Source organism: Aeromonas sp. MTB (assembly GCF_056632455.1).
Window position 1 is genome coordinate 1,300,850 of sequence record NZ_CP147026.1, and the last position, 25,582, is coordinate 1,326,431.

At 60.3% G+C, this 25,582-nt stretch carries 14 protein-coding genes, 1 tRNA gene and 1 other RNA gene; 7 read left to right on the plus strand and 9 right to left on the minus strand.

The annotated features are described in order from the left end of the window. Positions 1–147 precede the first annotated feature (147 nt). Positions 148–2,487: an acyl-CoA dehydrogenase gene (locus WBR25_RS06140; RefSeq protein ID WP_479749566.1), complete on the minus strand. Its 2,340-nt coding sequence runs from the start codon at positions 2,485–2,487 to the stop codon at positions 148–150. Between the two features lie 48 nt (positions 2,488–2,535). Beyond that, positions 2,536–3,189, minus strand: a complete 654-nt coding sequence (gene psrA, locus WBR25_RS06145) for a TetR family transcriptional repressor PsrA (RefSeq protein WP_005334507.1) — start codon at positions 3,187–3,189, stop codon at positions 2,536–2,538. Positions 3,190–3,657: 468 nt separating this feature from the next. Between psrA and WBR25_RS06150 the strand changes: the two genes are divergently transcribed. After that, a complete protein-coding gene (locus WBR25_RS06150) occupies positions 3,658–4,398 on the plus strand; it encodes a phosphatase (protein ID WP_201998000.1) in 741 nt (246 codons plus the stop codon). An 89-nt stretch (positions 4,399–4,487) separates the two neighbouring features. Beyond that, positions 4,488–4,563 (plus strand) — tRNA-Thr (locus WBR25_RS06155). Positions 4,564–4,602: 39 nt separating this feature from the next. On the opposite strand, the gene WBR25_RS06160 is transcribed toward WBR25_RS06155, so the two are convergent. Beyond that, a complete protein-coding gene (locus WBR25_RS06160; protein ID WP_235695653.1) occupies positions 4,603–5,799 on the minus strand; it encodes an ROK family transcriptional regulator in 1,197 nt (398 codons plus the stop codon). A gap of 119 nt (positions 5,800–5,918) precedes the next feature. On the opposite strand from WBR25_RS06160, the gene WBR25_RS06165 reads away from it, so the two are divergent. From WBR25_RS06165 to WBR25_RS06175, 3 genes are all read left to right on the plus strand, one after another. Continuing rightward, positions 5,919–9,197: a DUF5107 domain-containing protein gene (locus tag WBR25_RS06165; protein ID WP_479749567.1), complete on the plus strand. Its 3,279-nt coding sequence runs from the start codon at positions 5,919–5,921 to the stop codon at positions 9,195–9,197. Positions 9,198–9,278: 81 nt separating this feature from the next. Continuing rightward, positions 9,279–10,730 carry a sugar porter family MFS transporter gene (locus WBR25_RS06170; RefSeq protein ID WP_033136275.1) on the plus strand — a complete coding sequence of 484 codons (1,452 nt, stop codon included), beginning with the start codon at positions 9,279–9,281 and terminating at the stop codon, positions 10,728–10,730. Further along, positions 10,727–11,584: an aldose 1-epimerase gene (locus tag WBR25_RS06175; RefSeq protein WP_479749568.1), complete on the plus strand. Its 858-nt coding sequence runs from the start codon at positions 10,727–10,729 to the stop codon at positions 11,582–11,584. The genes WBR25_RS06170 and WBR25_RS06175 overlap by 4 nt, the downstream gene beginning before the upstream one ends. A gap of 95 nt (positions 11,585–11,679) precedes the next feature. Here WBR25_RS06175 and fdhF read toward each other — a convergent pair whose 3' ends face one another. The 5 genes from fdhF to smpB all read right to left on the minus strand — a co-directional run bounded on the left by fdhF (position 11,680) and on the right by smpB (position 23,127). Further along, entirely contained in the window at positions 11,680–15,846 is a 4,167-nt protein-coding gene (gene fdhF, locus WBR25_RS06180) for a formate dehydrogenase subunit alpha (RefSeq protein ID WP_479749569.1), read from the minus strand. A gap of 522 nt (positions 15,847–16,368) precedes the next feature. Continuing rightward, positions 16,369–17,580 carry an EAL domain-containing response regulator gene (locus WBR25_RS06185; protein WP_005353540.1) on the minus strand — a complete coding sequence of 404 codons (1,212 nt, stop codon included), beginning with the start codon at positions 17,578–17,580 and terminating at the stop codon, positions 16,369–16,371. After that, positions 17,573–21,817, minus strand: coding sequence for an ATP-binding protein (locus WBR25_RS06190; RefSeq protein ID WP_479749570.1), 4,245 nt, complete (start codon positions 21,815–21,817; stop codon positions 17,573–17,575). Before WBR25_RS06190 ends, WBR25_RS06185 begins: the two co-directional genes overlap by 8 nt. Positions 21,818–22,112: 295 nt before the next feature. Next, positions 22,113–22,472, minus strand: a transfer-messenger RNA (tmRNA) gene (gene ssrA / locus WBR25_RS06195). Positions 22,473–22,638: 166 nt separating this feature from the next. Beyond that, positions 22,639–23,127 carry an SsrA-binding protein SmpB gene (smpB, locus tag WBR25_RS06200; RefSeq protein ID WP_005334498.1) on the minus strand — a complete coding sequence of 163 codons (489 nt, stop codon included), beginning with the start codon at positions 23,125–23,127 and terminating at the stop codon, positions 22,639–22,641. Between the two features lie 169 nt (positions 23,128–23,296). Between smpB and WBR25_RS06205 the strand changes: the two genes are divergently transcribed. Further along, positions 23,297–23,731 carry an SRPBCC family protein gene (locus WBR25_RS06205; RefSeq protein WP_005334496.1) on the plus strand — a complete coding sequence of 145 codons (435 nt, stop codon included), beginning with the start codon at positions 23,297–23,299 and terminating at the stop codon, positions 23,729–23,731. Then, positions 23,724–24,071 (plus strand): RnfH family protein, encoded by a 348-nt coding sequence (locus tag WBR25_RS06210; RefSeq protein WP_005334494.1) that lies wholly within the window; start codon positions 23,724–23,726, stop codon positions 24,069–24,071. The genes WBR25_RS06205 and WBR25_RS06210 overlap by 8 nt, the downstream gene beginning before the upstream one ends. 80 nt (positions 24,072–24,151) lie before the next feature. On the opposite strand, the gene WBR25_RS06215 is transcribed toward WBR25_RS06210, so the two are convergent. Continuing rightward, positions 24,152–25,426, minus strand: coding sequence for an amidohydrolase (locus WBR25_RS06215; RefSeq protein ID WP_479749571.1), 1,275 nt, complete (start codon positions 25,424–25,426; stop codon positions 24,152–24,154). Between the last annotated feature and the right edge of the window lie 156 nt (positions 25,427–25,582).

Genomic DNA, 25,582 nt, shown 5'->3' on the forward strand with positions numbered 1-25,582 from the left:
TTATCGGCCATTCCGCTGGCCTTGCTTCCAAAGCCCCTGCAACAGGGACTCAAGCATTTAACTGGAATTCTCCCGGCTTGTAAATGCATGGTTAACAAACAAAAAAACCGGCCACGAGGGCCGGTTTGGTACTGGTTTGCCAAGGGATCAGGCTGCGTGCTCGACCTTGTTTGGCTGCTTGTTTGCTTGCTGGGAGAAGCCTTCCAGCTCGCCCGGGGCGAAGTTGTCTACCTGGATCGCTTCGTAGCGCAGGGCATCGGCGGCCAGCAGCTTGTCCGCTTCGTCCTTGCTCAGGATGGAACCGGTCAGCGCGGCGGCAACCAGCTCCGGCAGAGCCAGTTTGCGGGGCAGTTTGCCCTCTTTCTGGGCCTGCACCAGCTTCTTCTCGTAGGGCTGCACAGCGACCATGGCCTGGAAGGCGCGCTCCATCAGGCCGACCGGATCCGCATCGTCCTTGCCGACATAGCAGAGAGCGGTCAGACGGTCGCGGAACTCGCCCGGCTTCATCATGGCCAGACAGATGGCGTGGCAGCGATCGTCGGCCGGCATCTTGTAACCGACGCCGAACGGGAACACCACGCGCTTGAGCACGGCACCCACCACCTTGTTCGGGAAGTTCTGGAAGAAGCCCTCGAACGCCTTGCCAATCAGGTAGAGGTTGCGCTCCACCGCGTACTGCACGAACGGCAGATCGGAGACCATGCGGCCCTGATCCTCGTAATGCTTGAGGGTGGCGGAGGCCAGATAGAGATGGCTCAGCACGTCACCCAGACGGGCGGAGATCATCTCCTTGCGCTTGAGATCGCCACCCAGCATCAGCATGGAGACGTCGGCGCACAGGGCCAGCCCTTTACTCATTCGGGAGAGCTGCTTGTAGTAGCGGGCGGTTTCACCGGCTACCGGCGCGCTGTTGAACTGACCCAGAGTCAGCCCCTGGAACAGGGAACCGAAGAAGTTGCCGGCGCCGAAGGCGATGTGCTTCATCAGCAGGGCGTCAAACTTCTCGAGACCGCGTTCCACGTCGGTATCGGCCGCCGCTTCCAGCTCGGCAAAGACGTACGGGTGGCAGCGGGTAGCCCCCTGCCCGAAGATCATCAGGTTGCGGGTCAGGATGTTGGCCCCTTCCACCGTGATGGCGACCGGAATGCCCATGTAGGCGTAGCCGGTGTAGTTTTTCGGGCCCAGCTGGATGGCTCGACCGGCGTGGATGTCCATGGAGTCATCCATGATCTGTCGCGCCATCTCGGTCATGTGGTATTTGGATATCGCGGTGACGATGGCCGGTGCTTGACCCAAATCCAGCGAACCTGCGGTCATGCGACGGGCCCCTTCCAGCTGATAGGTGAGGCCACCGATGCGGGCCAGCGCCTCTTGCACTCCTTCAAACTTGCCGATGGACATGCCGAACTGCTTGCGCACGTAGGAGTAGGCGCCCACGGTGCGGCTCGCCATGTGACCGCAAGCGGTGCCAAGGGCAGGCAGCGAGATGCCGCGACCGGCGGAGAGGCATTCGACCAGCATGCGCCAGCCACGGCCGGCGTAATCCGGGCCGCCGATGATCCAGTCGAGCGGAATGAACACATCCTTGCCGAAGGTCGGGCCGTTCAGGAACGCCAGACCCATGGGGTAGTGGCGATCGCCGACACGCACGCCCGGGTGGCTGGTGGGGATGAGGGCGCAGGTGATGCCGAGCTCTTCCTTGTCACCCAGCAGTTTTTCCGGGTCATAGAGTTTGAACGCCAGCCCCAGCACGGTGGCGCGGGGCGCCAGGGTGATGTAACGCTTGTTCCAGTTGAGGCGAATACCCAGCACCTCTTCACCCTTGTGCATCCCCATGCAGACGATCCCCTTGTCAGGAATGGCGCCCGCATCGGAGCCCGCTTCCGGCCCGGTCAGGGCGAAGCAGGGCACTTCCTTGCCATTGGCCAGCCCCGGCAGCCAGAAATCTTTCTGGGCCTGGGTGCCGTAGTGCATTAGCAGCTCACCCGGGCCGAGAGAGTTCGGCACCATGACGGTGACCGCCACGCTCAGGCTCTTGGTCGCGATACGGGTGACGATGGTGGAGTTGGCAATCGCAGAGAATTCGCGGCCACCGTAGGATTTCGGGATGATCAGGGAGAAGAAGCCTTCCTTCTTCAGATAGTCCCACACCGGCTCTGGCAGGTCTTTGGTTTCATTGACGATCTTGAAGTCGTCAACCATGGCGAGCAGGGTTTCGACCTGATTGTCGATAAAGGCCTGCTCCTCTGCGGTCAGCTCAGCCTTGCCGTAGCCGTGCAGTTTTTTCCAGTCGGGGTTGCCGCGAAACAACTCGCCATCCCACCAGACGGAGCCGGCTTCCATGGCCTCCCGCTCGGTAGCTGACAAGGGCGGCAGTATCTTTTTGAAGATGCCGAACACCGGACGGGTTACCACCTTTTTACGGATGGAGGGTACGCCGAGCACAACGGCTATCGCCAGCACCAGCAGGACAAGCAATGTGATCATACCGAAGTTCCTTCTATTTCACTGTTTCCGTTGATTTATTGTTGGTTGTTACACGGCCAGGGAGAGCCTGGTCGACTCCACGGGCGCCCCGACTCCGGACGCCAGATAAGGAATAACGTTGCGCACCAGCCCTTCCACATCGAGTTGCTGGCCAAAATCGGCCAGGGCGATGTCGCGCAGCGCATCGGCAGAGGCCATGGTGAATACGACGGTGCCCAGAGTGAAGTGCAGGCGCCAGAAGAGATCTGCCGGCGACAGGGCAGGATTGGCTTTGGAGATGGCCTGGGTGATCCGCTGTAAAATGGGGCCGTAGTGGGCGGTGATGAAGCGGCGCAGGTGGCCCTGGCTGTCGATATAGCCGCGTCCCAGCAACTGCATGAAGATGGCCGGGCCGTTGGCCCGCACCGCCGAGAGCTTCATCAGCGGCTCGACAAAGCTTTCAAACAGTTGCAGCAGGGTCAGCTGCTCCTGCTCCATCAGTACCCGCAGGCGCGCATCGAGATCGGGCATAAACAGGCTCAGATAGCGGTCGAGTACCGCCTGGATCAGCTCCTTCTTGGAGCCGAAGTGATAGTTCACCGACGCCAGATTAACGTCGGCTTCACTGGTGATCAGACGCAAAGAGGTATCGGCGAATCCCCGCTCGGCAAACAGCACTTCAGCGGCGTCGAGAATACGGTTTTTGGTATCGATTTTACTCACTGGACACCTCACTTAAACGAATGTTTAAAAAGTACGTTTCATAACGCGAAGTGTCAAGAGAATGTGAATGAGTGTTAGCAGAATGTTTTTCGATGAAAAAAGCAAAGTGGGCGGAACTTAGTCAAAAAGCAGGACTCTATATCTATGCCACTGCAATTAAACATTAAGTCTCGCCCAACCTGCACCATGCTAGTTGGGCCTTTTTTTGCGCGTCTGTTACCGGTTTGCGGTTTGCAGGCAAAAAAAACCGCCGCAGGGCGCGACGGTGGGGAAAGTGAGTTCGCGTCATCCTGACGGCAAACTGTCGATGCGAGTTCAGGCATGTATCGACGGGGGCAGTATGCCAGCCAGAGCCCCTCAGACTATGTCAGCTTCGCGGTATTTTGTGACAAAGTGTGGCAAGCACTGGCGTGGCCCAAGCTACCGCTCTTTGCTATGCTGCCCTTTCAAAATATGAGGGGAGAGAAGATGAAGTACCCGGTCGATACCCACACTCACACCATTGCCAGCACCCATGCCTACAGCACCATCCACGACTATCTGCCGATAGCCAGGGCCAAGGGGATCAAGCTGTTCGCTACCACGGATCACGGGCCCGAGATGGCCGATGCCCCTCATGTCTGGCACTTTGCCAACTTGCCGATATTGCCAAGAGTGGTGGATGGGGTAGGGATCCTGCGGGGTATCGAGGCAAACATCAAAAACCTGGAGGGGGAGATCGATTTTCCCGAGCGCTATGAGTCGCGCCTCGACATGATCATGGCGGGTTTTCATGAGCAGGTATTCCCTCCCTGCGATCAGGCAACCCATACCCAGGCGATGATCAACGCCATCAAGAGTGGTCGGGTCGACATGATCAGCCACCCGGGCAACCCCGCATTTCCCATCGACATTCAGGCGGTGGTCAAGGCGGCGGCCGACTATCGGGTGGCGCTGGAGGTCAACAACTCCTCCTTCATTCATTCCCGCCCGGGGAGCGAAGGCAACTGCCGTGCCATAGTCGAAGCTGCGCGAGATCTGGGGGCCTATCTCACCTTCGGCTCCGATTCCCACGTGGCATTTACTCTTGGCGATTTTGACCACTGCCACCGTCTGGTGACCGAAGCGGGCTTCCCGCAAGAGCGGATCCTGGTGCGCTCCCCCCGTGCTCTGCTCGATTTCCTCGAAAGCCGCGGCCGGGCCCATATCCCCGAGTTTGTCGATCTATAAATCGTGCTCTAACACCATGAGCCAACTCATAAAATCGAGCTGGCTCAATTGACTTGCCGATCATTTTTTATGAATGTGGAGAGTAACAAGCCGGTATAGCTCAGTTGGTAGAGCAGCGCATTCGTAATGCGAAGGTCAGGAGTTCGATTCCCCTTATCGGCACCAGATCGTGAGGGCAGGTTTCATTTGTGAAACCTGCCCTTTTTACATGGCTTTTGCCAAGGCTCGCTCCACATAGAGATAGCCAATCCCCATCACCTGCTGGGTGCGGCTGAGCTGGCCGAAACGGATATGGGTGGCGTTGACCGCATCGCTGCAGTCGAACGGGTTGGCGCCGGTCTGACTGACGATCGTTTGCAGCCAGGTTTCACCAAAGTGGCAGCTGCGGCCATAGAGCCAGATGCGGTTGATATTGAGGATATTGAGGAAGTTGTAGAGGCTCAGGCCAATGGCGCGGGCCCCTTCGTCCACCAGGGCGCGGATCATGGCATCCCCCTGATGGTAGAGCGTGAGCAGTTGGGCGGTATCCAGCTCTACACCAGTCTGCGCCGGGTTGTCGGCACTGGCTTGTTGTTTGAGAAAGACCCGGGCCCGTTTCTTGATGGCAAACAGCGAGGCGACTGTCTCCAGGCAGCCATAGCGGCCGCATGCACAGGCGCTGCCGTCCGGATTGATGATGGTGTGCCCTATCTGGCCGCTGCCAAACAGGGCGCCCCGGTAGATCTGGTCGTTGATGATAAAGGCCGAGCCGATACCGTAATCGACGTTGATGACGCAAAAATCCCCGTTCCCTTCCCGGTCCTGCCACTTCTGGGCCAGCGCCAGCATGATGCAGTCGTTATCCACCATCACCTCGCAACCCAGCCGCTCCTCCAGCAGGTACTTTAGCTCGACCGGTGCGTGCCAGGGTGCTTGCGGCATGGTTTGTGATACCCCGGTCGCCGGGTTGACCTGACCGTGTACCGCCAAGGCCAGCCGGATCGCCAGTCCCTTGTGGCGGCGCTTGTGCTGGTAGTAGTGCGCTTCAATCAGGTGCAGCAGCTCATCAGGGGTTTGTGGGGCAATCTTCTGGTCGCTGAACTCATCCAGCGGGGTGATCAGGTTATCCACCAGGATGCTCTCCAGATGGGTGGGGCTGATATTGAGGCAAAGAATGGCCCCCTGGCCGCTGGCAATGCGGTAGCTGCCGCCATTGATGCCGCGCAGGGAGAGGTTCTGATCGCTGTGGCTGATGGCGCCATCGGCCACCAACTCGTCAAGGATCTTGCTGACCGCCGGAATGGAGAGCTCGCAGTGGCGCGCCAGGGTGGACTTGCTCGCCTCTTTTAACTGATAGAGCAGGGCAAGCAGCACCTGCTTGTTGTGGTGGCGGACCTTCTGGTTGTTCAACCCTATGCTCATCGCTTCACTAAACTCCGCTTACTGTATTGCGTGATCTTTCAGCAATTAATGCAGGTTTAACCATTCTAATCTGGTCTCACTGAAAACTTTACTAACAAATGTTGAGTGAGGCGAGATTAATGAGAGCTGATGTCAAGGTCTGGGTAGAGACCATCTCACTGCCGACCTACGAGGTAGGCGCCGAAGATCCCAACCCCATGTTTCTCGAGAAGCGGGTCTATCAGGGCTCCTCGGGGGCTGTCTATCCCTATGGGGTGATCGACACCCTCACCGGCCAGAAGCAGATGAAGTCCTATCAGGCGGTCTGGCTGGAGAACGACTTTATCAAGGTGATGCTGCTGCCGGAGTTGGGTGGCCGTATCCACCGAGCTTACGACAAGGTGATGAATCGCGACTTCGTCTATTACAACGAGGTGATCAAACCGGCGTTGGTGGGGCTGGTGGGGCCCTGGATTTCCGGCGGCATCGAGTTCAACTGGCCGCAGCACCACAGACCCACCACTTTCATGCCGGTGGACTTCACCATTACGGAGCGGGAGGGCGGCGCCAAGACCGTCTGGCTCGGCGAGGTGGAGCCGATGCGTGGTCTGCAGGTGATGGCGGGCTTCACCCTCTATCCCGACAAGGCGCTCATCGAGATCACTGGCAAGGTGTTCAACGGCAACGACACGCCGCGCCACTTCCTCTGGTGGTCCAACCCGGCGGTGAAAGGGGGCGATGCCCACCAGAGCGTCTTCCCGCCCGATGTGACCGCCGTCTACGATCACGGCAAGCGCGACGTCAGCGCCTTCCCCATCGCCCGCGGCACCTACTACAAGGTGGACTACTCCGCCGGGGTCGATATCTCCCGTTACCGCAATATTCCGGTGCCCACCTCCTACATGGCGGACAAGTCTGACTACGACTTCGTCGGTGCCTACTGCCATGACGAGCAGGGCGGCCTGTTGCACGTGGCGGATCACCACGTTTCGCCGGGCAAGAAGCAGTGGAGCTGGGGCAACTGTGACTTCGGTCTGGCCTGGGATCGCAACCTGACCGATGACAACGGCCCCTACATCGAGCTGATGACCGGGGTCTATACCGACAACCAGCCTGACTTTACCTGGCTGGATGCGGGGGAGGAGAAGGTGTTTGTGCAGAACTTCCTGCCCTACAACACCCTCGGTACCCTGCAAAACGCCAACACCCGCGCCGCCATCAAGCTGGAGCGCAGCGATGACGGCCTCGTCTGCGGGGTCTATGCGGTGGCGCCAATTCGCGGGGCCAGTTTCGAGGTAAGCGACGAGGGCGGAGTACTGTTTACGCAGCCTCTGGATCTGCAGCCGGGTCAGGCCTGGCTTGAGCCGCAGGCCATCACCAGCGAGGGACGCTTGCAGGTACGTCTGCTGGATGAGCAGGGCCAGCCGATCCTGAGCTATCTCGAGCATCAGCCCGCGGGCGAAGCCCTGCCTGATCCTGCCACCGCGCCGGAGCCCGCCGTCAATCTCGACTCGGTCGACGAGCTCTACTTCATCGGCCAGCATCTTGAGCAGTATCTGCACGCCAGCCGTTCGCCCTTTGATTACTACCTGCGGGCACTGGAGCTCGATGGCGGCGACTATCGCTGCAACCTGGCGCTGGCAACGCTGGAGTACAACCGCGCCAACTATGAGCAGGCGCTGACCTACGTCAATCAGGCGCTGGTCCGTGCCCATCGCCTCAACAAGAACCCCCAGTGTGGCAAGGCGAGCTTGCTGCGTGGCCATATCGAGGAACGTTTGGGGCAGTTCGATGCCGCCTTCGATGACTTCTACAAGGCGACCTGGAGCGGTAACTGCCGCGACAGTGGCTTCTTCGGGCTGGCCCGTATCGCCATGGTGCGCCGGGATGCCTCGCAAGCGCTGCAATTTGTCGAGCGCAGCCTCGCCGTCAACGGTACCCACTACGGCGCTATCGCCCTCAAGGGGTTGGCGCTGCTGGAGTCTGGTGAGCAGGAGGCGGCCATCGCCTATATCGACGAGCAGCGCGTTCGTTATCCACTTCACTATCAGCTGGCCTTCTTGCGCTGGCTTGCAAGCGAGCAGCCGACCGATCTCGAGGCGCTGCGCACCCTGTGCAACGGGCGCGGGGTGAATCTCTGCTTCCTGGCAAGTGATCTGCTGGCGCTGGGACGCCCCGAGCTGGCGCAGCAACTGCTCTCAACACTGCCGGTGGAGGAGACCCTGCCGCTGCTGTTCCAGGCTGCATTGTTGCTGGAAGGTGAGGCGCAGGATGCCCTGCTGGCGCGAGCCGAGCAGGCCTTTGGCCGCAAGGTGCGCTTCCCCAATACCCTTGGCGAGGTGGCCATGCTGGCGCAACTGCCACACAGCTGGTTTGCCAGCTACCTGCTGGGCTGCTTCCACTACAGCAAGCGCAGCTACCCGCAAGCCATTGCCCTGTGGCAGCAGGTGTGCGAGCAGGCGCCCGGGTTTGCCCCGGCATGGCGCAACCTTGGCATCTATCACTTCAACAAGAGCGGCGATCCGGTGGCGGCCGAGCAGTGTTTGAGCCGGGCCTTTGCCCTCAAGTCGGATGATGCCCGTTTGCTGTTTGAACTGGATCAGCTGCACAAGCGCTGCGCCATGGCGCCAAACGAGCGGCTGGCGCTGCTGGAGGCGCATCGTGAGGTGGTCCTCAAGCGCGACGACCTGACCGCCGAACTGCTCAGTCTCTATCACATCACCGGCCAGCTGGAGGCGGCGGCAGAGATCTTGCGGCTGCGCGAATTCCACCCCTGGGAGGGGGGCGAGGGTAAGGTGACCGGTCAGTACCTCATCAATCAGCAACGCCGGGCGTTGGCGTTGATGATTCAGGGACGCCACGAGCAGGCTATTCCGTTGCTGCAACAGGCGTTGCACTACCCCCTCAATCTGGGGGAGGGACGTCTGGTTGGGCAGACCGACAACGATATCCATTACCTGTTGGCGCTCTGCCATCTGGCCTGTGATAACCAGAGTCTGGCGGCCCAGTGCCTGCAACTTGCCTGTCTGGGTCAGGGGTCGCTGGGGGCCAGCCGCTACTACAACGATCAGCCGGTGGATTATCTCTTCTATCAGGGTATGGCGCTGGCACGTCTTGGTCGGGTTGCGGAGGCGCAGCGTCTCTTTGAAGGGATGGTCGGCTGGGCCGAGCAGGCGATGGGCGAGTCGATCGAGGCGGACTTCTTCGCCGTCTCACTGCCGGATCTCATCGTGCTGGATGACGACCCGCAGCACAAACATCGCCAGCACTGTCTGCTGGTCAGAGCACTCGGTCTGTTGGGGCTGGGTCAGCGGGATGGTGGTGAACAGACCTTGCGAGAGCTGCTCACCCTTAACCCGGCTCACGACAAGGGACACCTCTTTGCCCTGATCTGCCGCGAGCTGTCACTCCACTCATAACTCTCATAACAAAAACCGGCGCCCCGCCACGGTGAGGGGCGCCACTGCACCCTACAATCGACAAGATAGAAAGGATGAGTCATGGAACGCACGAAAAATCAATTGGATACGAATGGGCTCAATATGAGCTACATCTGGATGATCTGTTTGGTGGCCGCCTGCGGTGGCCTGCTGTTTGGTTATGACTGGGTCGTGATTGGCGGGGCCAAGCCCTTCTATGAGGCCTATTTTGCCATCACGGATCCGGCCCAGTCCGGCTGGGCCATGAGCTCGGCGCTGGTGGGCTGCGTGCTGGGGGCCGCCATCTCCGGCTGGTCAGCCGACCGCTTTGGTCGCAAGAAGCCGCTGATCCTGGCCGCCATCCTCTTCACCATCTCGGCGTGGGGCACGGCTGCGGCCAGCAACTTCGATCTGTTTGTGGTTTATCGCATCATCGGCGGGATCGGCATCGGTCTGGCCTCTGCGCTCTCGCCCATGTACATCGCCGAGATCAGCCCGGCCAACAAGCGGGGCAAGTTCGTGGCCATCAACCAGCTCACCATAGTCATCGGGGTGCTGGCGGCTCAGCTGGTGAATCTGATGATCGCCGATCCGGTGGCGAGCAACGCCACTCAGGCCGATATTCTGGCGACCTGGAATGGACAGTCCGGCTGGCGCTGGATGTTCGGTGCCGAGCTGGTACCTGCGTTGGCGTTTCTGGTGTTGATGTTCTTCGTGCCGGAGTCGCCGCGCTGGTTGGCCAAAGATGGTCAGTATGAGAAAGCCTCCCGCATGCTCGGCAAGATTGGCGGGGATGCCTATGCCAAGCAGACCCTGGCCGATATCCGTCAGACCTTGGTGGGCGAGACCCACAAGGTGTCGCTGGCGGAGCTGGGTAAACCCTCGGTGCGGCCGATCCTCATCATCGGGATTGTGCTGGCGGTGTTCCAGCAGTGGTGCGGCATTAACGTCATCTTCAACTATGCGCAGGAAATCTTTGCCTCCGCCGGGTTTGACATCAACAGCACCCTCAAATCCATCGTCGCCACCGGTCTTATCAACTTGCTGTTTACCCTGATCGCGCTGCCCATGGTGGACAAAATTGGCCGCCGCAAGCTGATGCTGATTGGCTCGGCGGGACTGACCATTATCTACGGCATGATGGCGGCGGCCTACGCCACAGGCGTACTGGGGCTGCCGGTTTTGCTGCTGGTATTGGCGGCCATCGCCATCTATGCCTTGACGCTGGCGCCGGTCACCTGGGTGCTGCTCTCGGAGATCTTCCCGAATCGGGTGCGTGGGCTGGCGATGTCGGCCGGTACGCTGGCGCTCTGGATCGCCTGCTTCGTGCTGACCTACACCTTCCCGCTGCTCAATGCCGGGTTGGGGGCTGCGGGCAGCTTCCTGCTCTATGGCCTTATCTGTTTTGCCGGTCTCATCTTTATCTATCGCAAGGTGCCTGAGACCAAAGGGGTGACGCTGGAGGCACTGGAAGCCCAACTGGCCCAGGGCAAGGTCGAACTGACGCCGACCAAGGCGAGCGCCTCGGCATGACGGTTTACACATTGGGCAACCCGCATCTTCGGATGCGGGTTTCAACACAAGGGGCCTGTCTGCTGGGGCTGGAGGATGAGCAGGGGCGCCCGCTGTTGCGCGACACTGACCCGGCGCAGCCCTGGCATCCCGGCCAGAGCGCGCTGTTTCCCATGTTGCCGCTGGCCAACCGGGTCGCAGGCAACCTGTTCGAGCTGTGGGGAGAGGCGTGTGCATTGCCCGCGAGCGAGCTCGATCCCGATTTCTTTTTGCATGGGGATGGCTGGCTACAGCGATGGCAACCGGTGGCGTTGACCGACAGCTCGGTGACTTTGCAGCTCAACAGCCAGAATGGTCCCTTTCACTATCTGGCGGAGATCGACTATCGGCTGCAGGGGGCGAGCCTGGTGGCGCGGATCAGCCTGACCCATCTCGGGGAGAGCCCCTGTCTCTACGGCGCGGGTTTTCACCCCTTCTTCTGGCGCGACGAGCAGACCCGCATCCGTTTTCTGGCGAGCGGCGTCTGGCAAGAGGGAGCAGATCATCTGCCGAACGACTGGTCGAGCAGGCTGGCGCCCCATCTCGATTTTCGCCAGTGGCAGCGCCCGCAAGGGTGGCTCAACCACTGTTACGGCGGCTGGCGTGGTCAGGCCGAGCTTGACCATCCTGCCCGCCAGCAACGGCTGCTGGTTTCAAGCGAGTGCGACTTCCTGATGCTCTACCAGCCCGATGAGGGGAGTGGCTTCGTCTGTCTGGAGCCCCAGAGTCACGCCGCCAATGCCCACCACCTGGCCGGTCACCCCGGTTTGCGGCTACTCGCCAGAGGTGACCGCATGAGTATCGGTATGACCCTGACAGTGGCGTCCGGGGGCTGATAATGATCTGGCTTGTGGTATTGGTGAACACAATGAGCCACCCGTCGGGTGACTCTTTTTATTGCGGATTATCCTGCCTGTTACCTGATCTCCGGTCAGGCTATCTCCATCTCTGGCTGTGGTGTCGAGGTGTGTTGGCTGGTCAGCTTGTCGATGCGCACCGCTGCCACCTTGAACTCGGGGATCTTGGCGTGGGGGTCGGTGGCATTGATGGTGAGCCGGTTGGCCGGGGCTTCGGCGAAGTGGAACGGGATAAAGACTACACCCGGTTGCATCCGCTTGGTGACGAAGGCGGGCAGTTCGATATTGCCGCGGCGGCTGGTGACCTTCACCCGCTCACTGTTGCTGATCCCCATCCGCTCGGCGTCCGCCACGCTCATCATCACCCGCGGGCCAGCCAGCTTGTCGAGCCCCTTGGTCTTGCGGGTCATGGTGCCGGTGTGGAACTGCTCCAGCAGGCGGCCGGTGGTGAGCACGATGGGATAGGTCTCATCGGGCAGTTCGGCGGCATAGCGGAACGGGGTGGCGACCATCTCCCCCTTGCCACGGGTGAACTGCTTGCCGTGGAGCAGGCGAGTGCCTTCGGGCACCGCGTCGTTGCAGGGCCACTGCAGCCCTTGTGCTCCCACCTTGTCCCACTGGATGCCGGCGTATTGCGGGGTGACTTGGCAGATCTCGGCGGTGATTTCCTGCGGGTTTTGATAGTGCCAGTCGCCCCCCATGGCGTTGGCGATCTGCTGGATGATCCACCAGTCCTCCCGCGCGTCGCCCGGTGCCTTGAGGGCGGGGGAGATGCGCTGAACTCGCCGCTCGGTGTTGGTGAAGTGGCCGCTCTTCTCGGCAAAGGAGCAGGAGGGGAGCACCACATCGGCGAGCTGTGCGGTTTCCGAGAGGAAGATATCCTGCACCACCAGAAACTCCAGCTGCTTGAGCCCCTCGATGACGTGGTGCTGATCCGGATCGCTCAGCACCGGGTTTTCCCCCATCACATAGAGCCCCTTGATGCTGCCCGCACAGGCGGCATCTATGGTCTCGGTGAGGGTAAGGCCGGGCGTGCGCGGCAAATCTGGCTGCTGCCAGGCGGCCGCGAAGCGGGCATGAACCTCGGGGTTGGCCACCTTCTGATAGCCGGGCAGACAGTTGGGCAGCGCCCCCATATCACAGGCACCCTGCACGTTGGATTGGCCCCGCAGCGGGTTGATGCCGCCTCCTTCGATGCCGATGTTGCCGCACAGCAGTTGCAGGTTGGCGATGGCGCGCACATTGTCGTGGCCGGTCGTGTGCTGGGTGATCCCCATCGAGTAGTAGACGGCGGTGCGTTCGGCGGTGCCGATAAGGCGCGCGAGCTCGATCACCCGCTCGGCCGGTACGCCGGTGACGAGGGCGACCTTGTCCGGTGCATAAGCGGGGGAGAGCACCTCCGCTTGCAGCGCCTCGAACCCTTCCACTCGTGCGGTGATATAGGCCTTGTCGTGCCAGTTGTTCAGGATGATCTGCTGCATCAGGCCGTTGAGCAGCATCACGTCGGTGCCGGGGCGGTGGGCCAGATAGAGGCTGGCATGGTCCGCCATCTCGATCCGTTTCGGATCGGCCACTACCAGCCGCGCCTTGCCCATGGTGACGGCCCGCTTGATATGGGAGCCGATGATGGGGTGAGCCGCCGAGGTGTCGGAGCCGATGATGAAGATAAGATCCGAGTGATCGATGCTCGGGATGTCGTTGGTCATGGCGCCGCTGCCAAGTGACGCTTCCAGCCCGGTGACGGTGGAGGCGTGGCAGAGCCGCGCGCAGTGATCCACATTGTTGGTGCCCAGCTCCCGGCGCATGAACTTCTGGAACAGGTAGTTCTCTTCGTTGGTGGTTTTGGCCGACGAAAAACCCGCCAGCGCATCGCTGCCATAGCGTTTGCGCAGTGCGGTGAAGCGCTCGGCCACCAGGGCGATGGCCTCCTGCCAGCTGGCGGGCACCAGCTTGCCATCTTTGCGGACAAGCGGCGTGGTGAGGCGCTCCTCGCTCTGGATAAAGTCAAAACCGAAGCGTCCCTTGACGCAGAGCAGCCCCTGGTTGACCGGTGAGTTGCGGTTCCCCTCCACATAGCGGATGCGGTTGCGCGCCTCATCGACATAGAGGGTGACGCCGCAGCCGACCCCGCAGTAGGTGCAGATGGTATTGACCGGCGTGAGCAGTTCGGTGCGCCCCTGTGACTTGTCGCGGGCATCCACCAGGGCGCCGGTGGGGCAGACCTGTACGCAGGCGCCGCACTGCACGCAGTGGGAGTCGCCCATCGAGAGTCCCGTGTCGAACTGTGGCCGGTTCGAGAGAGTGCCATCGCTGTTCTTGGCAAAGCACAGCACACCCTGTACCGCCTGCTCACCACAGGTCTGTACGCACTGGCCGCAGCCGATGCAGCGGTTGGCATCGAACACGATAAATTCGCTGCTTTTATCCACTGCAAACTTCTGGCACTGGCTGGTGTCGAGAGCACTCTGCTCGACCTTGTATTCGGTGGCGTAGTCGCGCAGTGCACAATTGGTGTTGGCCTGACAGCCACACTCTAGGCAGCGGCTGGCTTCGTTGCGGGCATCGCTGTCACTTAAGCCACGCTCTACCTCGGCAAAGCTCCCTTCGCGCTCCTTATCTGCCAGATGGGGCATGATGGTGCGGGCGATTTTTTTCAGGTGAGCAAACTGGGCGGGATCGACCTGCTTGAGTGTGGGTGCCTTGCAGGCGTTGAAGGGCCGCACCGGATCGATCATGTCACCGTGAAGGAACTGGTCGATGGCCAGCGCGGCCTTGCGACCATCGGCGACCGCTTCGATGGCGGTGGCGGGCCCGCGGCGCAGATCGCCTATGGCGAACAGGTTGCCGTGGCCGCTGTGCATGGTCTCGGGGTGGGACTCTAAAGTCTGCCAGCGGGTGAAGGGGAGGGTGAGGGGCTCCCCTTCCATAAAGCTGAGATCCGGCTGCTGCGACACTGCCGCAATCACGGTATCAAACTCTTCAAGGAAGAACTCGCCGGTGGGCTCCGGGCGGCGGCGACCGGAGGCGTCCGGCTCGCCGAGAGCCATCTTCTCGAGGCGCACCTGACAGACGCGACCAGCCTCATCGGCCAGATTCTCTACCGGATTGGTGAGCATCAAAAAGCGCACCCCTTCCTGCTCCGCTTCGTCGATTTCGTAGGCTTCGGCGGGCATCTCGGCGCGGGTGCGGCGATAGATAAGGGTGGTTTCAGCGCCCAGCCTGACCGCCGTGCGGGCGCAGTCGATCGCGGTATTACCACCCCCGATCACCGCAACCCTCTTGCCGGTGGTGAGCCGCTTGGCCAGCATCCGATCCTTGAGGTAATCGACCCCGAGATAACAACCGGCCAGGGTGCTGCCCGGGTAATCCATCGGCACCGCCTTGGAAGCGCCAACCGCCAGACAGACCGCATCATAGTCGCGGCACAGTGCCGAGAGGGTGATCTGGTGGCCCAGTCGCTGCTGGGTGTGGATCCGCATGCCACTCTGGCACATCAGGTCGATCTCCTGATCGAGGATCGCCTTGGGCAGCCGGTATTCGGGGATGCCGTAGCGCAGCCAGCCACCCGCTTCGGGCATCGCCTCGAACAGATCGACCTCGAACCCCTCGTAACCCAGATAGTAACCGCAGGTGAGGCCACCCGGGCCGCTGCCAATAATGGCCACCCGCTTGCCCTTGGCGGGCTTCTTTGCCGGTTGATAGGGGGCAATCTCGGCCAGATCGAGATCGGCGGCGTGACGTTTGAGCTGACGAATGGCGAGCGGTTCATCCACCAGCGCGCGGCGGCACTGTGCCTCACAAAAGGCGGGGCAGACCCGGCCGATGGAGAGGGGCATCGGCAGGGTCTGCTTGATGACGGCCATCGCCGCTTCGTGATCCCCCATGGCGATATGGTGCAGATAGGATTGAATGTCCACCCCGGCCGGACAGGCGCGCTGGCAGGGGGCTTCGCAATCGGCGTAGTGATCTGCGAGGATGCGGCCGAGCGCCTGCTGGCGGTGGGCGCGCAGGGTATCGCTTTGGCTGGTGATCACCATCCCTGCCTCGGGGCGCGTCTCGCAGGCGCGGCGGATGCCAAGACCGGCAATCTCGACCACGCAGAGATTGCAGGGTGTCTTGGGGCCGCTGGTGTTGTCACCGCACAGGGAGGGGATATCAGTCTGGTGCTGTTTGGCTATCTGGAGCAGGGTTCTGGTCGGGTCAACCGTCAACTGAGCCCCATCGAGGGTGATGGTGATCATGGCGTCATAAACTCGCTTTCAAGGCGCAGAAAATGCTGCATCTGGCGGAGCCAGCAGGGGAAGCGACAGGGAGGCCGCTTGCTATACGCTCACCATAACAAAGATTATTTACAACTTTATTTGATTTTAGACAGCTTATTGTTCAAAAGAGAAAACGATTTCAGGTTGTCTTGTCTACCTCATCGGCTCGGCGCATCGTTGAGAACCATTCCTGTTACAGCAGGCAATTCATTGTCTTATTGTCAGTTTATGCGTCTGGTAGAAGAGAGGCTGCTCTCGCTCGCGGTAGGCGTGATCCGCCAGTAGCACCATTTGTGATGCAACTTATTTTGCATAAATGGTGACTCAAGGCATGCGGCGCATGCAGAGCAAAGGGGGCACTCGGTTGGATAAAAGGTTGGTGGATCGGGGGCGGGCATGCGTGAGTGGCGAGCCTGACACAAAGAAAATGGCCACCTTTGAAGGCGGCCATTCACGTTGTCGATCGGCGCGCTGTTGGCCCAAAGGGTTGGTCGCGGGAGATCAGCCGGATATCAGGGTGGGGAGCCGGGCTTGCCAGATCTGGTGCCAATGCTGCAGTTCGCTGCGTGGCATAGGGCGGGCGGTAAAGAAGCCCTGGCAGATATCGCACCCCAGCTTGGCCAGCAGTTGCCAGGTCTGCACATCTTCCACCCCTTCGGCGACTGATTTCAGCCCCAGCTTGCGGGCCAGCTCGATGCTCGATTCGATAATGGCCAGACGGGAGGGATCGGCATAGCAGCGATCGACAAACGAGCGATCAAGTTTGAGCTCGGTAAAGGGCAGCAGCGCCAGCTGTTGCATCGAGGAGTAGCCGGTGCCGAAGTCATCGATGGAGAGGCCAAAGCCGTGCATCCGCAGCCGGGTCAGCACCTCCAGTGCCTTGCCGATATCCTCGACAAACGAGCTTTCGGTCACCTCCAGGGTGATCAGCTCGGGATTGACGCCCCAGCGCTGGCACTGGTTGATCAGGAAGTGGCAGAGATCTCCCTCAATCAGCGAGGTGGTTGAGAGGTTCATCGACAGATTGAGGGAGAGACCGGTCTGTCCCCACAGATGGCAATCCTGCAGCGACTTGTTGATGATGACATCGGTCAGCTGATCGATAAGGCCGTTATTTTCCGCCAGCGGGATAAACATGCCGGGGGAGATCAGCCCATATTCCGGATGCTGCCAGCGGGCCAGCGCCTCCATCCCCACCCACTGGCCGGACGCAAAGCCGACCTTGGGTTGATACCAGGGCAGCAACTGGTCGTTGTCGAGGGCGCGTTTGAGCTCGTCCACCGAGAGGACGAGGCCATCGTCCTTGCCCGAGGGGGCCGACTTGGGGGCCCAGGAGTCGATCAACTGGCGCAGCCGCTGCGGGCTGGAGGGTTTCTCGATGCGACCCAGCACATGGAGACCATAGGCCGCGCTCATGCGCAGCACGGCCTCCACCACGTCATCTTCCAGCGCGCTGGAGAGGATGATGCCGCCCCGAAAGCCACCCAGCGAGAGGCGGCGCAGCAGCGCCATGCCATCCATGCCGGGCATCCGCAGATCGCAGAACAGGATGTCGACAGTGTGGCTCTGGCACAGCGCCAGGGCTTCGATGCCGTCTGCGGCCTCCAGCAGTTGCTGATAACCGAGCGCCCGGATCTGGTGCATCAGGGTCTTGCGTTGAAACCCGTGATCCTCGACCACCATGATGACCAACTCGTCTGCCGTTCTACTCATCGAGCCACAATCCCATTTCACGTTCAATATTGTTCATCTGTTCTTCCACTCTCTGTGTCAGCAGCGCGAGCTCGCTCAACTGTTTGAGGCGGGCCGCCGATTCCAGTTGCGCCGCCTGCTCGGCCAGGGAGAGCTCCCCGACCATTCTGGCTGCCCCTTTGATGCGGTGGGCGATCTCCACCAGCTCCTGGCTATCATCGGAGGAGAGCGCGCTCATCATAGCGTGGCAATCTTTCCGGTTGGAGGCCAGATACTCCCTTGCCATGCTTTTGGCAATCTCTTCATCGCCAAACAGATCTTGCCAGCGACCGATCATGTCGAGATTGATGGCCTGTCGTGCGGGCACTTTCTCTGTGATCGTAGTCGCGGGCAACCACCGCAGCAGCATCTGGCGCAGTGACTCCAGCGAATAGGGTTTGCACAGCATGCCGTTCATGCCGGCTGCCGTCATATTGACTGCCGCCTCCTCCGAGGTATCGGCGGTGACGCCGATGATGGGGGCCTGCTCCCCTTGTTCTCGCAGGTGGCGGGTCAGGGTGTAGCCATCCATGTGCGGCATGTGGCAGTCGGTGATCAGCAGGGCGAAATCCCGGGTTTGCCAGGCGCGCAATGCCTTCTCGCCATCTTCCACTACCTCGCACTCCACCCCCAGAATCGCCAGCTGACGGGTCAGCAGGGCGCGATTGACCAGATGGTCATCGGCGACCAGCACCCGCCCGCCCAGTTTTTCGATGCTGGCGGCATGGGGGGTCACGGCTCGCCCGGTGATCAGCTCGCGGCAGCTTTCGAGCAACAGATCCGGATAGAGGGGGGATTGGCCGAGGCGCCACCAGTTCTCCGAGCCCATGCGTCCCCGCAACGCTTCGCGAGGGGAGAGGATGACCCCCTTGAGAGTGCCGGACTGTAGCAAGGTGTGCCAATCGCTCCCCATACTGGGCTCCAGCGCGGCCTCTTCCGCCAACAGCAGGCCGTCGAGATCGGCGGTGAGCTGGTGGATATCGAGGGGAGTTAACCGGGCGCCGAGCCGTGCCATGGTGGCCTGCAAGGCGGCATCGCTACCCAGCCACCACCATTCGCTGCCCGCCAGTGCGGGTGGTTCCCACAGGCCATTGAGCAGCGGGATGCTGAAGCGGAAACAGGCTCCTTCACCGAGCTGGCTCTTGACCGTCAGGGTGCCGCCCATCTTCTTCACCAGCTGATCACAGATGGCCAGGCCCAGACCGGTGCCACCAAAGCGGCGATTGATATCGGATTCCACCTGCTCGAACGGGGTAAAGAGCAGTGCTTGCTTCTCTTCGGCGATGCCGATGCCGGTATCCGTCACCGCGATAACCAGCTGCTGGTCGTGATAGCTGGCCTGGATCGAAATGGCGCCCTGCTCGGTGAACTTCACCGCATTGTTGAGCAGATTGGAGACCACCTGGCCCACTCTGACCGGATCGATATCGGCCAGGTCGGGGAGTTGATCCTCCCACTGGAGCGTGACCTTCAGCCCCTTGCTGTAGGCCAGTGCGGCATGGCCGCGGATCACATCGCACACCACGGGTTGTAGACGGCAGGATTGGCGATTGAGGTGCAGCTGACCCGCCTCGATTTTGGAAAAGTCGAGGATATCGTTGACCAGATAGAGCAGGTGGTTGGCCGAGCTCTCCACATTGCGCAGCAGATAGCGCTGGTCATCATTGAGCTCGCTCATGCGCAGCAGCTCCAGCATGCCGTGCATGCCCGAGATGGGGGTTCTCAGCTCATGGCTCATGGTGGCCAGAAAAAGGCTGCGAGCCTGCATCGCCTGCTCGGCCGCGGCGCGCGCCTCACGCAGCTCATGCTCCTGTTGCTTGATGGCGGTGATGTCCTGCACCACGCCGTTGAGCAGGCGATCATGGCCCTGTTGCGCCACAAAGTTGCCGCGGATCTGGATATAGCGCTCCCCCTGAACAGAGGGCACCAGCACCTCCATATCGAGCGGCTCAAGGGTTTGCGCATGTTTGGCCACCTTATCGATAAAGGTTGCCATAGCCTCATCGTTCAAGCCGAGGATCACGCCGCCAGACTCGGCTGCCATCAACTCTTGGTGGGTCATCCCGAGAATGTCGCTGGCCCCCTGGGACAGATAGAGGAATTTCCCCTTGCCGGCCCCTTGCCAGAGATATTGATAGACCAGACCCGGCATGCTGTCGGTGATGTCCCGCAGCCTGCCCTCCACTTCCCGCACCTTGTTTTCGGCGGCCTTGAGGGCACTGACATCGGTCAATACCGTCAGCACCCCCTGAATCGCGCCGTCTGCTGCGCGATAGGGCAACTTGACGTAGACCACGTGCAGGGGAACATCCCCCTCGCGCTGGGTATAACCCGATCCTTGGAAGATCTCGCCGGTTTCCCAGACCGCACGCTCCTCGCGCAGCATCTGTTGCCGCTCGTCCTCGGTCATATAGCCCCAGCGATCACCTTCTTCCCCATCACCGACAAACAGCTCGCGGTATGCCCGGTTGCTGAGGGTCAGGCGATGATCGCGATCCCGCAGCGCCACCATATTGGGTAGGGAGTCGAGCAGGGTCTGGATGAAAACCAACTGTTCATTGAGCGTCTTCTCGGCCCGTTGTCGCTGCACGATCTCCCGTTTCAGGGTACGGTTCCAGGCCCAGAACAGGGTAAACAGCAGGGTGGCTGCCGCGCCGCTCATTACGAACCAGAACAGCACTGTTTCGTTATTGATACCGGTCTGCACGCTCATGGAGAGCCAGCGTCTCTCCACTTTATTGAGCTCCTCCGGCGGTATCGAATAAAGCACCTTGGTAAGGATCCGCTGCAGCATGGGATCTTTGCGCGTGGCCATGGCGACCGGCAGGCGCAAGTCTTTGCCGGCATAGACCACCTGATAGCGTTCGCTCACCCGTTTGTTGACGGATGGCAGAGTGACCATCACGTAGTCGGCATCGCCCGTGTCCAGCAGCTCCAGCAAGCGGTTGTCATTGTTGACCTCTACCGGATGGGCGCCAATGTTGGTCAGTAGATCTTTATCCAGCGAGCCATGTACCATGCCGACCCGTTTCCCTCGCAGCAGTGAGAGATCGGTGATATCAGCACTGCGTTTGGGGGCAATAACGACCCGATCGACAAACAGATAGCCGGGGGTGAACAGCGCAAACTGGCCGCGGTCGTGGTTGGGGGAGATGGCCGGAATAAAATCGATCTGCCGCAACTTCAGCAGGTTCTGAGTTTCCCCCCAGCTATTGGTGCGAACCAGAGAGAACTTCAGCCCGGAGACTTGCTGCATCAGCGCCATCAGGTCCGCCACATAACCGACCAGCCTGCCCCGGTAATTGAACTCGCTCATGGAGGTCCAGTCCGGGGAGACGCCGTAAGTCAGCTCAGGATGCTGGTTGAGCCACTCCTGCTCCTCAGGGGTAAACGGGACAGACTTAACCGCTCCTGAGTCCGCATGTTGGCGAGTCGTGGTGGCGGCCAGCATATGCCGACGATCTTCAACCGGTATCTCGTTGAATGCCTTGCTCACCAGGCTGACCAGTGCCGGGGCGCTCTTGTGCATATTGATGGAGAGAGACGTGCCGCTTATCCATTCCGGGGTGGCAATGGTGAAACCAGCCTTGGGGTGCTGATCTTTTACCATCACCAGTGACGGCATGTCAGCAAGATAGGCGTCAGCCATGCGCTTTTTGAGCATAAAGGCTGCTTCGCTGCGACTCTCTGCCTCGGTCACACGGGGAAATCCCAGTTTTTTCAATTCACTGCCAGCATTGACTCCCGTGACACATACCCAGTGCAAACCATGGGCATCCTGTCGTGACAACTTCGTTTTGCCATTGTTGAGCAGCACGCCGCGCGGCATGGAGAGCAAAAACGGGAGGGAGACAATATTGGATCGCCATTGTTCGCTTGGCTGGTCGTTCACCAGCATGTCGATTGCGCCGTGGTCAAGCCCGGTCAGCGCATCCACGTAGGAGGGGTAAACCTTGAAGCGCAGGGTCAACCCGAGCGTTCTGGCAATCTGCTGCGCAATATCGGGGACTGGGCCGGTAAAACGTTGATCTGCATCCTTATAGCTGTATGGAGGGTCACCCATCATCGGCATGCCGATGACCAACTCCTGGTGTGATGACAGCCAGGCGCGTTCAGACAGATCAAACTCATCTTCATTCAGACTGGTAATGGCGTGCGCCGCCACGCCCCAGAGCAGTAGCAGGAGAAACAGGAATAGACGATCACATTGGCGGAGCATCAGAAGGAATCCAACAGAATTGGGCGCATATTGTAAGTGCATTAAAATGCAGCGGCCAACTTCAATTTACTCAATATTGGGCCACGACATGCCACTGTGCGGCTGTGAGTCCGGCTAGTACCGGGATGGCAACCTGATGATAAAGCCTGCGCGGTGATGCGCCTGATTTTTTTTGCCAAAGGCCAGTTCAAGGGGATATTGGAAAAAAAATCCAACCAGTTTGATATCGGTAAACAACATGGACATGGACAAATAAAAAGGGCCACCTCTTACGAGATGGCCCTTTCCAAACGTTTGGTGGAGCTGGGGGGATTTGAACCCCCGTCCAAAATTACTACATCCTTGGCACTACATGCTTAGTCACTCTTTACATTCGCCAACCCGCTGCGGAGAGACACGCCACGAATTGACTAGCTCGATTGGTTTTAATGCTTCCGCCCCGAGCAGGACTTCCACACGATCCTGTGAAGGATGACCTTCCGATTCCCTAGGACACAGGCAAGCTAGGGTAGAAGGGCTCTATGCAGGTTATTAAGCTGCTAGTGCGTAGTTTTCGTCGTTTGCGACTATTTTTTTGCGGTTTATTAACGAGGCCTACCGCACCTCGGCATGCACCTTGGGTTTCGTGAATCTTGTCGAATCCAGAATCAGCCCCAAGTTGTTAATTGCGATTGTACGCAAAAATGCTGTCATAGCAAGGCGTTGATACCCATTCCCTCTGGCAACCAGTCTGTTTGCCGATTTATTGTACGCAGCTGAGCCTGAAGAGCCAGCTGCGCCGGGGGAAGGTGAACTGACGTCCTGATCCTGCCAGTCGCAGGTTAGCCGCGATGCTTGTTCTTCATGATGCGCGCTTTTTCCCGATCCCATTCGCGGGCCTTGGTATCTTCGCGCTTGTCGTGCTCTTTCTTGCCCTTCACCAGGCCGATCTCGACCTTGACCCAACACTGTTTCCAGTAGAGGGCGAGGGGAACTATGGTGTAGCCCTGACGGGCGATCAGGCTTTCGAGCTTGTCGAGTTCACGACGGCTCAGCAGCAGTTTGCGGGTGCGGGTCGGGTCACATACCACGTGGCTGGAGGCCGCTTGCAGTGGCAGGAAGCTGGAGCCGAACAGATAGGCCTCGCCATCGCGGAAGATGACATAGGCTTCGCTGATGTTGGCCTTGCCCGCCCGCAGGGATTTGACTTCCCACCCTTGCAGGGACAGACCCGCTTCGATCTTCTCTTCGATGAAGTATTCGTGGCGCGCGGTTCTGTTGAGTGCAATGGTGCTGGACCCGGCTTTGTTTTTACTGTTTTTTTTGCTCATGACGGGCGATTTCCGGCAATGACTAGGAGGCTCGTATTATACGTAGGCAGGGACGGCTGTAAAACGCGCAGCAGGTCAAGTGGTGGCTTTCTGAGCGGTTTGGCTGAGGTTTTACCTCCACAACCCCAAACATGGTGATAAAATCGCGCCGATTGGATGAGGAAAAGCCATGCCCCGAATTACGCGCAGTGCCCTGGTGATGTTCAGTGCAGAACAGATGTTCAAGTTGGTTAACGATGTGGATGCCTATCCGCAGTTTTTGCCCGGCTGTGTCGGCAGCCGTGTCCACGAGGCTGGCGATGACTACATGATGGCGTCGGTCGATGTGGCCAAGGCGGGGATTGCCAAGACCTTTACTACCCGCAATCAGCTGGATGTGAACCGTCAGATCAGGATGGAGCTGGTGGATGGCCCGTTCCGCAAGCTGGCGGGCTGGTGGACCTTTACCCCGCTCGATGTCGACGCCTGCAAGGTGGAGTTTGATCTCGATTTCGAGTTTACCTCCAAGCTTATCGAGGTGGCCTTTGGTCAGGTATTCCGCGATCTGGTGAGCTCCATGGTCTCCGCCTTCTCCAACCGGGCGAAGGAGGTCTACGGTGTCTGACCAGCTCAATATCGAGGTTGTCTATGCCTTGCCGCAGCAGCAGACGGTGATTGCCCTGAGGGTGGCGCCCGAGACTTGCGTGCTGGCGGCCATCGAGCAGTCCGGCATCGTGCAAAAGCACCCCGAGATTGACTTGTCGGTCAACAAGTTCGGTATCTACAGCCGCCCGGTGAAAGGGAGCGAGCCGCTGCACGACGGCGATCGTATCGAGATCTACCGCCCGCTCATCGCCGATCCCCGCGAGATGCGCAAAAAGCGGGCCGAGAAGGCCAAAGAGGAGGGGAGAGCCGATAGCGTGACCGGTGGTCGCCCCGATGTGCATCGCAAGCACCGCGAGTAGTGCTCAGGTTTTTCTTGCAGAAAAAAGGCGCCGAGGCGCCTTTTTTGATCCCGTTAGCCGGTGAGCTTGCCGAGGGGATATCAAGAGAGGGCTGCTTCTGCCACACCCAGTCGTGCGCGTGCCCAGGCGGCCAGCAGCTCGACCCCGCTTTGCATCACCCGCTCATCGAAATCGAATTCGTTGTGATGGTGCGGCGCCGCCAGATCGGCCCCCAGGATGAGGTAAGCCGCTTCGCCCCCCTGCTTTTGCACCCGCTCCATCAGAAAACCGGCATCTTCGCTGGCGCCAAAGCGGCGAGTCTGGATGGTGGCGAGCCCCTGCTTGCGGGCCAGCGCCGCCAGCTCGGCCTGCAGTGCCGGGCTGTTGTCGAGGGCAATGGCCTCGCCCTGCTTGATAATGCGGTAGGTGACACCGTGGGCGAGGGCAGTCCCTTCGACGATGCGCTGTACCTGACTGAACATGTAGTCGTTGAGCGCGCTATCGGCGCCGCGGGTTTCACCGCGCAGCTCCGCATGATCGGGAATGACGTTGCGGCCGCTGCCAGCGTGAAGCTGGCCGATGTTGATGCGGGTCATGCCGTCGCGGTGGCGGGGAATACCGAGCATGGCGGTGGTGGCCATGCAGGCGGCTGCCAGCGCATTGCTGCCGGCATTGGGTTCGAGCCCCGCGTGGGCGGCGGTGCCCATAAAGTGGACGTCGAACTTGGTGGAGCAGAGAAATTCGGTGGGATTGATCACCAGCTCGCCGCTGCCAGCGTGAATACCGATATGGAGCGAGAGCAGGGCATCCACGTCATCGAGTGCGCCACCGGCAGCCAGCGCCTTGCCACCGCGGCACCCCTCTTCGGCGGGCTGGAAGAAGAGCTTGATGCGGCCGCAAAGCTGCTCCTTCATCGCCATCAGCTGGCTGGCCAGCCCCATGCCGATGGCGGTGTGGCCATCGTGGGCGCAGGCGTGCATCCACCCCTTGTTGTGGGAGGCAAAACCCTCTTGCTGCGGTTGGTGCTGTTCGGCGTCGGACTCTTCCACCTCCACCGCGTCGATATCGAAGCGAAAGGCCAGGGTCGGACCGGGACGGCCGGTATCCAGCTCTCCCATCAGGCCAGTGACATCGCCGATCCGCTCCAGCCAGTCGGGATGGGCTCCCTGACGACGGGCGCGAGCCTTCTCGGCCGCCACATCCACATCACGGCCCATCATCAGATTGCTGGCCAGCAGTTTGTCGCCAAGCACAATGCGATAACCGAGCTCGCTCAGGTGGTGGGCAATCAGGCTGGTGGTGCGAAACTCTTTCCAGGCGGCTTCCGGCAGGCGGTGCAGGTCGCGGCGCCACAGGATCAGGTGCTCAAGGGTCATCTTGGCTTCCTTGGTGATTCGATTTGTCGGCTATTGTGCCTTTTTTCCCGGCTGACCACACGGGGGTAGCAGCTGGTCGGGGGAGCTATGCGTGCAAGTTGGGGCAATAGGGGGTCGTGAATGGGGATGATTGCCGATAATAAAACGCCTCCACAA